17 protein-coding genes are annotated in these 16082 nt (G+C 33.5%); 12 read left to right on the forward strand and 5 right to left on the reverse strand.

Going from position 1 to position 16082, the window contains the following annotated elements; translation table 11 throughout:
- From NSQ08_RS07375 to NSQ08_RS07390, 4 genes are read left to right on the forward strand one after another with little or no spacing between them, the layout of a single operon-like run.
- Window positions 1-813 (forward strand): M56 family metallopeptidase, encoded by an 813-nt coding sequence (locus NSQ08_RS07375; RefSeq protein WP_002012264.1) that lies wholly within the window; start codon window positions 1-3, stop codon window positions 811-813.
- A 54-nt stretch (window positions 814-867) separates the two neighbouring features.
- Window positions 868-1581 carry a cytochrome c-type biogenesis protein CcdA gene (ccdA, locus tag NSQ08_RS07380; protein ID WP_002031088.1) on the forward strand — a complete coding sequence of 238 codons (714 nt, stop codon included), beginning with the start codon at window positions 868-870 and terminating at the stop codon, window positions 1579-1581.
- Between the two features lie 18 nt (window positions 1582-1599).
- Window positions 1600-2154 carry a TlpA family protein disulfide reductase gene (locus tag NSQ08_RS07385; RefSeq protein ID WP_002031090.1) on the forward strand — a complete coding sequence of 185 codons (555 nt, stop codon included), beginning with the start codon at window positions 1600-1602 and terminating at the stop codon, window positions 2152-2154.
- A 17-nt stretch (window positions 2155-2171) separates the two neighbouring features.
- Window positions 2172-2852: a prolipoprotein diacylglyceryl transferase family protein gene (locus NSQ08_RS07390; protein WP_176280911.1), complete on the forward strand. Its 681-nt coding sequence runs from the start codon at window positions 2172-2174 to the stop codon at window positions 2850-2852.
- Between the two features lie 48 nt (window positions 2853-2900).
- Here the strand turns inward: NSQ08_RS07390 and NSQ08_RS07395 are convergent, their stop codons facing one another.
- Complete coding sequence (locus NSQ08_RS07395) at window positions 2901-3446, reverse strand: helix-turn-helix domain-containing protein (RefSeq protein WP_002141215.1); 546 nt, start codon at window positions 3444-3446, stop codon at window positions 2901-2903.
- Window positions 3447-3595: 149 nt separating this feature from the next.
- Here NSQ08_RS07395 and NSQ08_RS07400 point away from each other — a divergent pair, with 149 nt between their 5' ends.
- Window positions 3596-4933 carry a D-serine ammonia-lyase gene (locus NSQ08_RS07400; protein WP_340773059.1) on the forward strand — a complete coding sequence of 446 codons (1338 nt, stop codon included), beginning with the start codon at window positions 3596-3598 and terminating at the stop codon, window positions 4931-4933.
- Between the two features lie 154 nt (window positions 4934-5087).
- Window positions 5088-6335, forward strand: coding sequence for a DUF445 domain-containing protein (locus NSQ08_RS07405; RefSeq protein ID WP_340773062.1), 1248 nt, complete (start codon window positions 5088-5090; stop codon window positions 6333-6335).
- Between the two features lie 30 nt (window positions 6336-6365).
- Here NSQ08_RS07405 and exsE read toward each other — a convergent pair whose 3' ends face one another.
- Genes exsE through NSQ08_RS07425 form a run of 4 tightly spaced genes read right to left on the reverse strand, consistent with a single transcriptional unit; the run spans window position 6366 to window position 9367 of the window.
- Window positions 6366-7322: an exosporium protein ExsE gene (gene exsE, locus NSQ08_RS07410; RefSeq protein ID WP_340773066.1), complete on the reverse strand. Its 957-nt coding sequence runs from the start codon at window positions 7320-7322 to the stop codon at window positions 6366-6368.
- Complete coding sequence (locus tag NSQ08_RS07415) at window positions 7319-8389, reverse strand: hypothetical protein (RefSeq protein ID WP_340773068.1); 1071 nt, start codon at window positions 8387-8389, stop codon at window positions 7319-7321. Before NSQ08_RS07415 ends, exsE begins: the two co-directional genes overlap by 4 nt.
- The gene (locus NSQ08_RS07420) at window positions 8382-8825 is read right to left on the reverse strand and encodes a hypothetical protein (protein ID WP_002086380.1); all 444 of its coding nucleotides are present in this window, start codon (window positions 8823-8825) and stop codon (window positions 8382-8384) included. The genes NSQ08_RS07415 and NSQ08_RS07420 overlap by 8 nt, the downstream gene beginning before the upstream one ends.
- Window positions 8822-9367 carry an RNA polymerase sigma factor gene (locus NSQ08_RS07425; protein ID WP_307838321.1) on the reverse strand — a complete coding sequence of 182 codons (546 nt, stop codon included), beginning with the start codon at window positions 9365-9367 and terminating at the stop codon, window positions 8822-8824. Before NSQ08_RS07425 ends, NSQ08_RS07420 begins: the two co-directional genes overlap by 4 nt.
- A gap of 219 nt (window positions 9368-9586) precedes the next feature.
- Between NSQ08_RS07425 and NSQ08_RS07430 the strand changes: the two genes are divergently transcribed.
- From NSQ08_RS07430 to cls, 6 genes are all read left to right on the forward strand, one after another.
- Entirely contained in the window at window positions 9587-10225 is a 639-nt protein-coding gene (locus NSQ08_RS07430; protein ID WP_000694090.1) for a response regulator transcription factor, read from the forward strand.
- Between the two features lie 4 nt (window positions 10226-10229).
- The gene (locus tag NSQ08_RS07435) at window positions 10230-11330 is read left to right on the forward strand and encodes a sensor histidine kinase (protein WP_340773074.1); all 1101 of its coding nucleotides are present in this window, start codon (window positions 10230-10232) and stop codon (window positions 11328-11330) included.
- A gap of 124 nt (window positions 11331-11454) precedes the next feature.
- The gene (locus NSQ08_RS07440; RefSeq protein WP_002086377.1) at window positions 11455-12393 is read left to right on the forward strand and encodes an ABC transporter ATP-binding protein; all 939 of its coding nucleotides are present in this window, start codon (window positions 11455-11457) and stop codon (window positions 12391-12393) included.
- Window positions 12394-12429: 36 nt separating this feature from the next.
- Entirely contained in the window at window positions 12430-13539 is a 1110-nt protein-coding gene (locus NSQ08_RS07445) for an ABC transporter permease (protein WP_002141223.1), read from the forward strand.
- Window position 13540: 1 nt separating this feature from the next.
- Entirely contained in the window at window positions 13541-14686 is a 1146-nt protein-coding gene (locus tag NSQ08_RS07450; RefSeq protein ID WP_002031112.1) for an ABC transporter permease, read from the forward strand.
- A 131-nt stretch (window positions 14687-14817) separates the two neighbouring features.
- Window positions 14818-16029, forward strand: coding sequence for a cardiolipin synthase (cls, locus tag NSQ08_RS07455; RefSeq protein WP_340773085.1), 1212 nt, complete (start codon window positions 14818-14820; stop codon window positions 16027-16029).
- The last annotated feature ends 53 nt before the right edge of the window (window positions 16030-16082 follow it).

A 16082-nucleotide genomic window follows, 5' to 3' on the forward strand; every position in this document is an offset into this window, starting at 1 on the left:
ATGAAGTGGCAAATGCGTAAAATCGTTTTGTTAGCAGTGACTATTAGTGTGCTTTTTTTAAGCATGTTAGTATACTACGTTACATACCCATTTCTTTTTCAAAATAAAGCATTTTTCCTTTCTCAATTTTGTTTATTTGAATTACAAAAACATATGAGGGAACTATCAATACTTCGTATAATGATAGCCGGATTACTGTTATTTACTGTAATCATTATGAGTAAAAGAATTTGGAAGCAATTTTTTTATAGTAAAAGATTGAAAAGAAATCTCGTGTCTATTACTAGAAAAGGAAAGCAAGTGTACGTATTATCAACGTTACAGATTACGGCATTTACAATTGGATTATTTCGACCGAAAATTGTCATTTCAGAAGGAATGTTTCAGGCATTTTCTGAGGAAGAAATTGATGCGATTGTATTACATGAGGAATATCATCAAAAAAATCGAGATCCATTAAAGTTATTTTTCTTTACATTGTTAGCTGAGGGAATGATGTATATTCCTATATTAAAAGGGATGTTGCAGCGTTATCATGTATATCAAGAGCTATCAGCAGATAAATATGCGATGCAAAAAATGAAATCTTCATTTGAGCTAGGTAGTGCATTATTAAAGTTAATTAAAATAAAGACGATGGAAAATCAATGTATTACAGCGTCGTTTGCGAAAACCGCAATTAATTTACGAATTGAGCAAGTGTTGAATGAGAAAGTTGTTAAGCTGAATATGCCATTACATACAAATTCAGTATATGTAACGTTAGGGCTATTTTGTATGTCGATTGTACTTATTGTCGGAGAGTGCATATAGCCTCTTTTTTTAATAATTAACACTACGCATTGTAGTGCGTTTAGGAGGGATAAAATGAATGCGGCGGATTTAACAATTTGGCTAGTAGTAGGGGCTGGGATACTTTCATTTATATCACCATGTTCTTTACCGCTATATCCATCTTATTTATCATATATTACAGGTGTGTCTATTCAAGATTTAAAAGAAAATCGTGGGATTATGCAAAAGTCAGCGATTATACATACAGTATTTTTTATGATCGGTTTCTCGGTTATATTTTATGCGTTAGGTTTATCGGTGAGTTGGATTGGGATTACTTTTTCATCTAATCAAAGATTGATTCAGCAAATTGGTGGGGTTTTTATTGTTTTGATGGGGTTATTTATGACTGGATTGTTTCAGCCTAAGTGGCTTATGGCAGAGAAAAAAGTGCAGTATAGAAGTAAATCGACAGGATATATTCGCTCAGTTTTGGTCGGCATGACATATGCAGCAGGATGGACACCGTGTGTTGGTCCGATATTTTCTGCAGTGCTTATGCTCGGGGCGACCAATCCGGAAAGTGCGCTTCTTTATATTACGGCATATACTCTTGGCTTTGCAGTTCCGTTTTTCGTGATGGCATTTTTTATTGGAAAGGTAAAATGGATTGTTACTTATGCCAATGTCATGATGAAAATCGGCGGTGGAATGATGATTTTAACAGGGGTTTTATTATATACAAATCAAATGACGAAAATTACAGCGTTCTTTATTCGTCTATTCGGCGGATTTACGGGATTTTAGAAATGAGGAGGAAAAAAAGTGAAGAAACTAATTGCTATTATACTAGCTGGGGCACTAATTTGGGCAGGAGTTAACTTTTATAATACTAAGAAAGAAGAAAAAGAAAGAAAAGCGAAACAAGCGGAGTTACAAGAGAAGGAAGTATTACCACAAGTGGGATTTAAAGCGCCGAACATAACATTAAAAGGATTGGACGGGAAGCTTTATTCGTTAAATGATGCAAAGGGAAAACCATATGTTATTAATTTTTGGGCATCATGGTGTGGTCCATGTGAAATGGAGGCTCCTGATCTAGTTCGTTTGTATGATAAATATAAGGAGGATGTTGAAATCTTTGCGGTAAATGCAACAATCGGGGATCCAGTACAAGAAGCGAGCGCATTTGCAGATCGTCACGGATTTAAATTTCCTGTTCTATTAGATATGGACGGAGTAGCTGGAATAGATTATAAAGTATTTTCTTTACCAACGACATTTTTTGTTAATAAAGATGGAATTATTGTAGATCATGCACGAGGTGTATTACCTCCAGATCAATTAGAAGAGAAGTTTAAGAAAATAATTGAGAATTAAGAGGGGATTTCATAGTGATGGAGTGGATGGTGAGGTTACAACCCGTTTCTCTTATAATAGGAAGTTTATTTGGATTTACTCTAATGAAACTAAGGATGAAAAAGCAAAATATTCAATATGAAAAAATGATGGATGCAGTAACGAATGGCTTTCTTATCATTGTATTAGTATGGAAATTCGCACCGGCAATTTTAAATCCAGTATGGGCCATTGGGGCGCCAATGCCAGCATTATTAGCTGTAGGAAGTATTCAGCATATTATAGTAGGGTGCGTAATTGCGAGTATATATATTGTTTGGAAAAGTAAAAAAGAGCAATTTTCTCTTCGGATTTTACTTGATACATTACCTTTTGGATTTTGCGTGAGTATAATCTTTTATTTTATATTCCATCAAGAAGTAGGTGCACAAACGACACTGCCGTGGGGGATGAAAATATATGAATCAAAATTTTTGTATCATCCTATTTTCATGTATGAGATTATACTCGCACTCGGTATAATTGGCTCGTTATGGATTAAAAATGAAAGATTAGGAAATGGAAAGAATATAAGCTTTTTTCTAATTTGCGAGGGAATTGCTCATATCATTATTTCACTTATTAGTGAACAAAATTCAGTTCTATTTGGTCTTTCAATACAGCAAATACTCAGTTTTTGTGTTATTAGTCTAGGGATTTTGTTAGTACCAAAAAAATAAAAGTAGCCATGCACGGAGAGCATGGCTATTTTTGTATCGTCATATGAATTAAAAAATCGGCGGAGTAACAGAAAATAAAACAATCGCATTTTTCTCGAATTGATTTACCCATTTATGTTTTAAATAAGCTGGTATTTTTACGCTATCACCAGTTTCTAATGTGTATTCTTCTTCATTTAAGTGCAATGTGATTTTTCCGTCTAATACTAATGCTAATTCTTCACCTTTATGTTCTAGAACATTTTCTGATGAAGCAGTATTTGGTGGGATAGTCATAATTGCTGTTGCTAAATTTCCTGTGAAATCAGGTGATAACAATTCATATGATAAATTATCGATAATCATTTTTTTTCTTTTATGAGAACGTACAATTAAATCGTCTGTATTATTTTCTTCAAGTAAAAAACTAAATGTTGGAACATCAAGAGCTTTTGCAAGTACCTTTAATGTTTGAATAGAAGGGTTAGCAGAACCACGTTCAATTTGACTAAGCATTGATGGTGTGATTTCGGCCATCTTTGCTAATTCTTTACTAGTTAATCCTTTTTCTTTTCTTTGTTTTTCAATCTTTTTACCAATATCTATATTTTCCATAATAAATGCTCCTTAATAATTATTAAATTATATTTAAATAAATTAAATTGAAATTAACTAAAATGAATTATTTATGTTAAACTATATTAAAATTAATTTAATTATAATTTATTATATGGCTATCTACAAGGATATGAGGAGGAAGAGGAATGAAGGAGATAGAGGCATTAAAAGAGCAATATCCACTAGTAAATAACTTAATCGCAACAGAAGAAATATTTTGGGTAAACCCGAATATGGAAAAGTATGAAACAGCAATAAAAAATTCGCCACTTAATGAAGAACATGTAAAAGACGCGGAAGAGAGATTAAAGCGTTTTGCACCATATATTGCGAAAGTATTTCCTGAAACGAAAGAAACAGGCGGTATTATAGAATCACCTTTAGTGAAAATCTCTTCTATGAAACAATCTTTAGAGAAAAGTTATGGGAAACCTATTTTAGGGGAATTACTATTAAAATGTGATAGCGGGCTTCCGATATCAGGATCAATAAAAGCTAGAGGCGGAATATACGAAGTGCTGAAACATGCAGAGCAACTGGCACTTCAGCATGGAATGTTAACAGGGAAAGATGATTATTCAATTTTAGATAGTGATAGATTTAGAGATTTTTTTGCGAAGTATTCAATTGCAGTAGGTTCTACTGGGAATTTAGGGCTTAGCATCGGTATTATGAGTGCGAAATTAGGTTTTAATGTGACTGTTCATATGTCGGCAGACGCAAAAGAATGGAAAAAAGATTTATTAAGAAGTAAAGGTGTAAACGTTATTGAATATGAAGCTGATTATAGTAAAGCAGTAGAAGAAGGAAGACTGCAAGCAGATGCAGATCCTAGCTGTTATTTTGTTGATGATGAAAACTCGCATGATTTATTTTTAGGATACGCAGTAGCAGCGTCACGTTTACAAAAACAATTAGAAGAGTTAGAGATTGTAGTAGATGAAGAGCACCCTTTATTCGTTTATCTTCCGTGCGGAGTAGGGGGCGGACCTGGCGGAGTAGCATTTGGTTTAAAGTTATTGTATAAAGACAACGTACACTGTTTCTTTGCGGAGCCAACGCACTCTCCATGTATGTTACTCGGTTTAATGACAGGGCTTCACGATAAAATCGCCGTTCAAGATATCGGGATTGATAATGTAACTGATGCGGATGGACTTGCGGTAGGAAGACCATCTGGATTTGTCGGTAAAACGATGGAACCATTTTTGAGTGGAAATTACACAGTAAGTGATGAGGAGTTATATAGATTATTAAAAGAACTGGCTGATACTGAAAATATTTATTTAGAGCCTTCTGCATTAGCGGGTATGATAGGGCCGTTGAATGTATGTAAAGCTGAAAATGAGTATTTACAAAAACAACAGTTAACAGAGAAGGTGAAGAAAGGTACTCATATTGTGTGGGGAACTGGTGGGAGTATGGTTCCGGAAGACGTGATGAATGGGTATTATAAGAAAGGTTTGGAATTAACGTTAAAATAAAAATGAGGCTATTTACAGCCTCATTTTTTTCATGTGCATAAAATTCTTTGTTATTTTCGCATTAGTTCATTATAGTATAGATATAAAGGATTGCTAATATCGAATAAATATAACAAAAAAGCTTTATTTTACATAATAAGAGGATGTGTATACGATGTCATTACAGACTAAATATATAGCGGGTATTTCGCTTGGGGTTATGGGCGTAGGTTTTGCGGCTTCAATCCCTTTTCAAGGAACGGTAGCTGGAGAAATTATACAAGGTGGATTTGAAGCTGGGTTAGTTGGTGGACTTGCGGATTGGTTTGCGGTTACAGCTTTATTCCGTCATCCGTTGGGAATCCCAATTCCACATACAGCATTATTACCGAAAAATCGTAAGCGGGTAACAAAGGGACTCGTTTCTACGTTAGAAAATGAATGGCTGACGAAAGACAGTATTACAAGTAAAGTAAAAGAAATGCAGCTAGCGCAAATGGTACTGCAAATTGCTGAGAAAGAGTTACAGTCTGATGCTGTGAAAAAAGGGATTGTAACAATTGCTGAGAAAGCGATTCTTCAAATAGATACGGAAAAATTAGCAGTTATTATTGAAAAAGAATTAAAAACGTATTTGCATACAATTAATACAAGTAACATATTACAAGTTCTCGTGGATCAATTAGTAGTGCAAGAATATGATGAAAAAACACTTGATTACATATTAGTAAAAGTGAAAGATTGGACAGCTCAAGATGAAGCACGTTATCAGCTCGGAAGCTTAGGCATGAAGGCGATGGAAAACATAAAAGTAGATGGATTCCTACAGTTTACTTTGAAATCGTTTATGAATATTGTTGATGAGGATAAAATCGGCGGCATTTTGCAGAAGTTTATCATTAGCAATATTAACAGCTTACAAGATGCAGATAATAGCACAAGGCAACTTATATTAGCGAAAATTCGTCAAGAGATTATAAATGTAAAAGAAAATGAATCTTTATTACAGGAATTAGAGAAGTGGAAAGAAAAATGGATTGCAAATTGGGATGCTACTGACAAAATAAAAGAGATGCTAGAGCAAGTACAGAGTAGGGCAGTTACTGTTGTGAAGAATGAAGAATTTGCTGATAAATATGTTGTTCCATTCTTACAAACACAAATGAATAAAATAAAAGAAGACGAATTGACTGTTCAAAAAATAGAAGATTGGTTACAAAAACAAGTTGTTACTATTGTTGAAAAGAATCATTCGAAAATTGGAAAGCTTGTGCAAGAAAACCTTGATAAGTTAGATGATAAAACATTAATCGAAATGATTGAAAATAATGTCGGTAAAGATTTGCAGTGGATTCGTGTGAACGGGGCTGTTTGTGGTTTTATGATTGGATTAATTTTAGAAGGAATAAAAGCGATTATATGAGAAAAACCTTCCACAATTGTGGAAGGTTTCTTATTTTTCGATAACGCTCATATTTAAATTATAAGCTTTCTCAATATTTAATTTGTACGTTCCATTTCCTGTTTTTATCGAGTTTTTATACCAATGTTCTTGCCCATTTAATTCTGGATTTTCTTCTGAAGAATTATTTTCTTTTTTCGCTAAATCTTCTACTTGTTCCCAAGGTGTGTTTCCGTGAGTTTCTTTTTGATTTGTTACGGCTGTTAAAGAAACATCACTTTCTTTAGTTAAATGAACAGATACGTTTGAACTGTTTTGTACAAACCAATTATTTTGTAATTGACCTGGATAAAGAGATAGTTCGTTATTCGAAGCGCGGATCTCTACATTTTTATTTTGCGGAAGAACGAGTGTTTGTTTCACCTGTGGTGCGAAGTTAAAAAACGTATGCTGAACCGGTAATGATTTTAACGTTATATACATCGTTTCTCCAGCCGTTTGAACTGAAAGGAAATCCTCTTGTTTTAAATTAGGTTTTTCATTTGCCTTTGTCGTCATTTCATATGTTCCAAAAAGATGAATTTGATTTGTATTATTACCCTCTATCGTTAGAGGGTAATGCCCCGCATCCACTACGATTTTTTTGATAGATTCAGGTATATCAAGTTGTCCGTCTGGAATATTACTTGTTTGTCTAGTTGTGTTAATAGAATGACGAACTTCTTCTAGCAATCCAGTTGATAATAAGCAGTAAAAAGCAATTCCAACACTTCCTAAAACTCCGATAAAGAAAATACTAAAAATATCATATTTAATAAATGAATGTTCCTTCTTAGAAAATAGAAGGTATAGTAAAATTTCAGCGCCAAGTATGATAAGTAAAACAGGCCACCAGGCTGTTAATGTATCTAATGCTTGAACTCCTTTTACGACTGAAAATAGTAAAAAGCAACCTAATGTAATAATGGAGAGCCCCATTGAGAATGTTCCAACGCGCCATGTTCTCATTCGTTTGTACCACCTTTGTTTTCTTTATTTCCAAGTAACAATTTAAAGCCGCCACCAATTAAAAGGAGAGCAACGATAGATGTTTGGAAATAGCGATAATATAGTTCGCTAAGATGAATATTAAATATAGTTGCAAAATAGTCATTCAAAATAGGAAGGACTGTTTGATCTAATAAATAATAACCACCGAGTGTAATTAACCCAATACCGATCCATCTTTGATGATTGATAAAATAGTCAATGATAGGTTCGTCATTTACATGTTCTTTTCCGTATTTTGCAGTTTGCTGTAACGCATCAAAAAAGCTATAGAACCAAATGATTGGTACTAAAAATAAAAACGCAGAAAGTCTTAATAAGTCGAGCAAATAAATAGATAGTAAAAAGGCTGCCATAAGCTGAAGACCACGGCGCTGTAAGCCTAAATACATATGTCCTGCTCCAGGAAACATTGCTAAAATGGAAGCGAATGTTTTATTTTTCTTTCCTTGTTCTCGGTGCTCTTCAAATTCTTCAAAAATAGTACGATCCACTAATTGCTCGCCGCGTTCTTTTTTCTGTAGTTGTTGAACAACATCGAAGAAATTATAAATCCATAAAACAGGTAATGTAATAAGAAAGATAAGGAAACTTCCTTGAGATGTTAAGAGTGCAACGAATATAATCATACTTCCGATTCCTGTGCAAGCGACTAAAAATGTAAGTCCGCGTTGCATAAGTCCTAATTGAAAATGACCAAGCCCAGGAATGATTGATAGAAGAATGATATAAAATCGTTCGCTTTCTTTAGAGGACTCTGTAAATTCTCCGGCTGCTTGTTTTTTCGATTGATTAATAATAGTGATAACTAAATCTAATAAATTGATCGCCCATAACACGACTAGTAAAAATAGAGAAAGAAAAGCAATATCACGCGCTCCTAATGCTATTGTACAAAATGCTGCAAGGATAAATAGAAATAAAGCCCCGCCGCTATATAAAATAAATCGTCCAAATTTCTTTAAATATAAATGTCCAAGCCCAGGAATTAGCCCTAACACAAGTGCTAAAAAGGGATTTTTATTCATGCTTTGAACCTCCGTCCTTTTTTGATGTGTCTACCGATTTGTTTACAATTTGTTGTGAGATAGAAGACTCGTTATGTTTTGAAGATTTCTCGAAATTTGATGTCGCTGTGAAAATATACTGGAATAAACCACTTACCATAAAAATAATTGTAGCCGCAGTCGCAATTATGTAGTGAATAATTGTGCGCTTTAGTGAGTTTGTTTTTATATTTTCATTAGATTGTAGTGTTTCAAAATTAATTTGCGTCATAACTTCGTTCGTAAATGAATCATCATTTATCATTGGAAGGTTTTCATGTTGTTCATCAATACTTTCCATATAAAGTGCTAAACAATGATCACATTCATAAAGATGTTCTTCCATAGATTCACGTTCATTGTTTGATATAACATCTAATGTATAATTGCGCCAATCTTCTTTTGAATAATGCATCATAGAAACTCTTCCTCCTTCCAATGTTTTTTAATCCATTTTCTTGCCCGATACAGTTTCATTTCGACTGTTTTCACTTCAATATTTTCTTGCAAAGCAATTTCTTGATAACTTTTTTCTTCTAAGTAATGTGCGAGAACGACGTCACGGTAATTGTCGGGAAGTTCTCGCAGTTTTTGAGCAATGAGTAATTTTTGCTCTTTCGTCAATAATAATGCCTCGATATTATGAGAGGATTTTATATTTTCCGCAGTTTCTTTACATAAGGAGAGTTCTTCGTTTTCTCTAGCTTTTTTTCTCTTATAATCAATAGCGTGATTGGTGGCAATACGTGCCATCCACGTTTTTAATCCGCGAAATTGATAATTTGGGAGAGAGGCGTGAATTTTTACGAATACTTCTTGTGTAACATCTTTAGCATCTTCTTCATGTCTTAAAATAGAAAAGATAACTTGAAAAATATAATGACGATATGTTTGTACAAGGATACGAAAAGCATGTTCGCTTCCTTGTTGTGCTTTTTCAACTAATTGTTTTTCCTCAATCGGTCTCTCCCTCCTTTTTGACGCATTCTATTATATAGACGTAAGAAATGATAAGTCACCCTACACATGTTATAAAAAAAGAATAATATATTTTTAGCAGGAGGGCTATATGAAAAAGGTGTGAAAAAATGGTAAAGAGAAGTATATAATGAGCAAGAAGGAAATGTTACACAGAGAAAGGATGTGAATGTTAGTAGGAGAAGGTCCATACTAACAAACATGAAAATTAAAATATTAATAGCGGACGATAATTCTTTTATTAGAGAAGGCATGAAAATTATTTTAAATACATACGAAGAGTTTGAAGTATTAGATACTGTAAATGATGGAAAAGAGGCTGTAGCGTATTGTAAAAAGTATGAAGTTGATATCGCGCTTTTAGATGTTCGTATGCCAAACATGAACGGGGTAGAGGCGACGAAAATAATTTGTGAAGAGACAAAAACGAAGCCTCTCATTTTAACGACATTTGATGATGATGAATATATTTTGGATGCAGTAAAAAATGGAGCGAAAGGTTATTTATTAAAAAATAATGATCCGGAGCGTATTCGTGATGCGATAAAAGGAGTTTATAACGGTCAAACTGTTATGCAAGATGTAGTGCTTGATAAAATTAAGTCTAATTTAATGGAAAGTAAAGAGGAAGAATCTAAAATTGATAAGAGTCTTTTTACAGAAAGAGAGCTTAGTATTATCGCATTAATTGCGAAAGGTTTCTCGAATAAAGAAATTTCAAAGCAGCTTTTCATATCTGAAGGAACAATTGCAAATTATATTACATCAGTTTTGGGGAAAACTGGACTAGAACATCGCACGCAAATTGCGATTTATTACTTAACAGGGAAAGTAGATTAATGTTATGGAATTTTGGTTAACTGTAAGTAAACTTATTGTCTTTTTATATATAGTGTTTAGCTACATTCATTTAAATGTTACGAACTTACCGTGGATTATACTTACTTTGCTTTTATATCTTTCTGTCAATGTGTTGATCTCTATATTTAAAAAAGATACGTACAAAAACATATTAACTTGTGTGTCAATTGGCGTAGTTATGTTATTTACATGGAAGGTTCATCCGTTTTTTATTTTGTTTTTACCTTTGAACCTATATGAAATTGCAAATTATTACATAAAAAAGAAATGGTTAATCTTTTTCATTATGATTCTTCCTATTATTTTTATAGGTGAAGGTATTCAAATGACGTATGGACTTATTAGTGCATTTTGTTTTTTTTCCTTAACGATAGCTCACCGCTATATAGCACGATTATTAAAACTAGAAATGCAAAATGATAAAATGAGAAAAGACATACAAAGACTTACGAAAAGTTTAAATGAAAATAAAGATTACATAAGGCAATCTGAATACACATTTAAATTAGAGGAAAGAAATCGACTATCTCAAGAAATTCATGATAAAATCGGTCACTCAATGACAGGTGCACTTATTCAAATGGAAGCAGCGAAGAGATTAATGGAAATAGATAAAGTGAAATCTGCTGAGTTATTACAAAATGCAATTCATATTTCAAAAGATGGAATTGAAAGCATTCGGATTACATTGAAAAATATGAAGCCACCAACTGAGCAAATTGGTATTCATCGTATGAAATTATTCATAGAGGAATTTGCCGGTAAGCATGATATAAATATTCCTTTCGTATATAAAGGGAATTTAGATGTGATTTCACCGATTCAGTGGAAGATTATCGGTGAAAATGTTACGGAGGCACTAACAAACGCGATGAAATATGCTGATGCGACAGTCATTTCAATAGATATTCATGTACTGAACAAGATGGTGAAAGTACAAGTGAAGGATAATGGTAAAGGTGCAGCTCTTGTTAAGAAAGGCCTCGGTATTATGGGGATGGAGGAGCGAACAGCATCAGTAAACGGAAAAATTATTGTAGATGGAACAAGTGGTTTTTCAGTAACGATGTTGTTGCCGATATGAGGGATGAATCATCTCATATGAAAAAAGTGAATAATCTCATGTGAAAAGGGTGAACTTCTGCACTGAGCAGGTTCATTCTTTTTGTTTATAATAAAAGCAGAGAAACCGAAATAGGGGTGAAATGATGAATACATTGGAAATTAAAAATTTAACGAAAAAATTTGGTGACTTCATCGCAGTAGATAATATGTCTTTATCTATTAAAGAAGGAGAGATATTTGGCTTTTTAGGATCAAATGGTGCTGGTAAAAGTACAACAATTAATATGATTGCTGGTTTGTTAAGAAGTAATGAAGGTGAAATTAGCATACTAGGAAAAAATATAAAGAAACATAATCGATTTGCGAAAATGAATATTGGTATCGTTCCGCAAGATATTGCGATTTATGAAGAGTTAACTGCCTATGAAAATGTGAAATTCTTTGCTGGATTGTATGGATTACGAGGAGCCGAGCTAAAAGCGAGAGTAGAGGAAGCACTTCAATTTGTAGGCCTTAGTGATAAACATAAAAGTTATCCGAAAAACTTTTCTGGCGGGATGAAACGAAGACTGAATATCGCTTGTGCAATCGCTCATAGACCGAAGTTAATTATTATGGATGAACCGACAGTTGGAATTGATCCGCAGTCAAGGAACTACATTCTTCAGTCTGTCCGAAAATTAAATGAAATGGGAAGTACGATTATTTATACGAGTCACTACATGGAAGAAGTAGAAGAGATTTGTACGAAAATAGCAATTGTCGATCACGGTAAAGTAATTGCAGAAGGAACGAAAGAACAGTTAAAAGCGATTATTACAGATACGAAAGATATTTGGATTGAAGTAAAGTCAGTAGAAAATTTAGATGTAGAAAATTTAAAAGAGATAAATGGTGTGAAAGCTGTTCAAATTGAAGAGAACGTAATCAAGGTAAACTCGGATGCAGGATTAAATAATTTAAATAAAATTATTCAGCATTTCATTAATCATGACATTGAAATTCGTTCGTTAGAGGAGCAGGCTCCAAACTTAGAAACAGTATTTCTTACGTTAACTGGAAGAAACTTACGAGATAAATAAAGGTAAATGAAGAAAAGGTAAAGGGAGGTTCATCAATTGAACATCTTTAACATTGCAGTGATGCACATTAAAAGAGATTTCAGGGACGTAAGAACTTTAGTTTTTATGTTAGCATTTCCGATTGTACTTATGCTTGTGTTAGGAACAGCGTTAACGAATGCATTTAATAGCGATAGTCAATCGTTTAAGGATATACAAGTGCTATATAAAGATGAAGCAAGTAGCACGTTTTCTCAATCATTTGAAGCATTTACGAAAGAAGTCGATAAATCAGGTATTCATTTTAAAAAAGCTTCCGAAGGTATAGATGGGAAAGAAGAAGTGAAGCAAAATAAATATGCTGCTTATGTAGAGTTAAATAAAGATGGTGCAAAATTTTATGGAAGTGACAAAAGTAGTATTGAGGGAAGTATTGTGGAAGGCATGCTTACAACATTTGTTGATAAGTACAACGTAGTGGCCGAAGTTGCAAAAGTAGACCCGAGTAAGGTTAGCGCAGTTATTTCAAACGGAAATCATAATGATTATATTAAAGAAACATCTTTACAAGCTGCTAAAAAACCAGGTTCTATGGATTACTATGCGGTTGTAATGACGACGATGATTGCACTGTACGCTGCAATGGGTGCGAGTTTTTTAATTCGAGGAGAACGAATACGTAAAACAGGAGATCGTTTAATTGCAGCACCTATAAGTAAGGCTGAAATTTTCATTGGGAAAGTGCTCGGTAGTCTTGTAGCGAATGCACTTTGTCTATTACTTGTCGTTTTATTTAGTAAATTTGTTTTTCAAGCGAATTGGGGCGACCATATTGGAATCATATTTATTATTTTACTAACAGAAGTCTTTTTAGCAATTAGCTTCGGTTTAGGAATCGGATATATTACAAAAACAGGTGAGGCATCTAGAGCGATTATTATGGTTGTTGTGCAATTAGCGTCTATTTTTGGTGGTGCGTATTTCGTAGTGGAAGAAAATTTCGTTACGAATTTATCACCATTAACGTGGGCAAACACAGCTATTATGAAAATTATTTATGCAAATGATGTAGGAGCGGCACTGCCGGTAATATCTTTAAATCTTGGGATTTCAGCAATCTTCTTATTAATTGCGATTATTGCATTACGTAGACGGGAGGGGCTATAGTATGAAAGATATTTTATGGCTCATACAAAAAACGTTATCTGTGCTTCTGAAAAATAAAAAGGGGTTACTCATTATTATTAGCTTGCCGATAATAGGAACGCTCATTTCCTTTTCGATATATGGGAATGTAGGGCAAGGAACGTTAAATATTGGGGTTATAAATAAAGAAAATCAACCTATCGCAAATGATACAGTGAAATTTTTAGAAGGACTCAATCATGTAAATGTTAGTAAAATTAAGGAATCTGAAGTGGAAGATAAACTCACTTCAAAAAAACTTGATGGTGTTATTACATTACAGTCTGGTTTTTCTGAAAGTGTTCGAGAAGGGAAACCGAGTCATATTGAGATTTCATCGATTAAAGGCGATCAAGTAACAGGATTTATAAAATCGTATTTATATAACTATGTTGATAACATCGCTGCGATTAGTAAAGTGGCAGGGGCCGATCAAAGTACGTTTAATAGTATGTACGCGGGTTATCAAAAAAGTTCATTTAAAGTAAAGTCTGAGACACTTGAAGATACTTCAAAAAATAAAGATATGACAAATCAAACGATGGGTTATCTTATTATGTTTATGTTATTTTCAGCAGTGAACTTATCAGGATTTATTTTAAAAGAAAAAGAGAACAGAACGTATTTTAGATTATTATCAACGCCGATTGACGGAAAGAAATTTATATTATCTAATGTCGCAGTAAATATGATGATATTAACAGTACAAATTGTAATTGCAGTATTCTTTATGACGAATGTTTTTCACACAACTATAAATATGCCTTTCATAGTTATGATTGGTGTGCTTATGATATTCGCTTTAATTGCAATTGGTTTATCATTAGTCATTGTGTCTTTTTCAAAAAGTTCAACTGCTTCAAATGCAATGCAAAATATAGTAATAGTACCAACATGTTTACTTGCTGGATGTTATTTCCCGTACGACATTATGCCGAAAGCAGTACAAAAAGTAGCTGATTTCCTTCCGCAGCGTTGGTTACTAGATACGATTTCAAAACTACAGCAAGGCATTCCATTTTCTGAGTTGTATTTAAATATTTTAATTTTATTCGCTTTCGCGATAGCATTCTTCTTAATTGCTATTTATAAGTTTGGAAGAAATAATGATGCGAGGAACTTTGTTTAATGAAAAAAGGTGTGGCGTAAATGCCACGCCTTTTTTGTTCGTAATTAAAAGTAAGGAATACATTTCGTATGAAAAAGTAATTTAATGAAACACTACGAAATAGTAAGTAATATGATCGGAAGGAAATCCAAATGATTAAAAAGATATTGCGAGTTACTTCTATTATTATTGCTATTTTCGTTGTTATTTTAATTTGGATGCATATTGACGTTACGCTCGGAAGGAAAATGCAAGCCGGGAAAAACATGCCGACAGAGTATGCACCTCATTATAGTGACTTTCAATTATATGTGGAAGGGAAGTCGTTTTATAAACAGTTATTTACTGATATAAGTGAAGCGAAGCGATCTATTTACACTTATTTTTATATTTTATCGGATGATAAAAGTAGCCATACTTTTTTAAACTTATTAAAGGAGAAGGCGAAAGAAGGAGTAAACGTATATTTATCGGTTGATCGCATTAATGATTTATCATTTGAAAGAAAGATGAAAAATGAATTGCGGGAAAGTGGTGTACATTTTACATATAGTAGAAAACCTGAATTGCCATTCGGATTTTATTCACTTCATCATCGTAATCATCGTCGTATTACGACGATTGATGGGGAGATTGGCTATACGGGTGGCTTTAATATGGGGGATGAGTACTTAGGGAAAGATAAGCGATTTGGATATTGGCGTGACTATCATGTACGGATAAGAGGGGAAGGAGCGAAAGATTTAGAAGAACAGTTTGCTTTAGATTGGAAACGAGATGCGAAAGAAGATATAAAGAGGAGTAAGAATAAGGCTAGTAAAGGGAACACGTTACATACTATGGCTAGTTACAATGGACATTATGTCGCTGAAAAATATATAGAGTTAATAAAACAAGCGAAGCATTCGATTGTAATTACAACGCCTTATTTTATAGCGAAAAATAAAGAATTAATGAATGCTTTAATTGGGGCGCAAAAGCGTGGTGTTACAGTGAAAATACTATGGTCATATAAACCAGATATTCCTCTCATTAAAGAGGCGGCGTATCCTTACATACGTCAAGCTGTTAAAAATGGGATTACTGTATATGGCTATAAAAAAGGGATGTTTCATGGGAAGTTAATGCTGATTGATAATGAATTAACCGTTATTGGTACAACAAACTTTACTGCGCGTAGCTTCTATATAAATGATGAGATGAATTTGTATATTCATGGTGGATCTATCGTATCAGAAGTGAATGCGGCGTTAACACAAGATTTTCATGATTCGAAAGAAATGACGAAAGAGTTTTTTGATAACTTATCTTTTTGGGAGCGTTGTAAGGAGAAGTTGGCGGGATTAGTTGATTTTTATTTATAATAATTAAGGAAGAAAGGGTGTCTATAAAGGACACCCTTTTTTGATGGGAATAA

Source organism: Bacillus sp. FSL E2-8887 (assembly GCF_038007205.1).
Lineage (GTDB): Bacteria > Bacillota > Bacilli > Bacillales > Bacillaceae_G > Bacillus_A > Bacillus_A mycoides.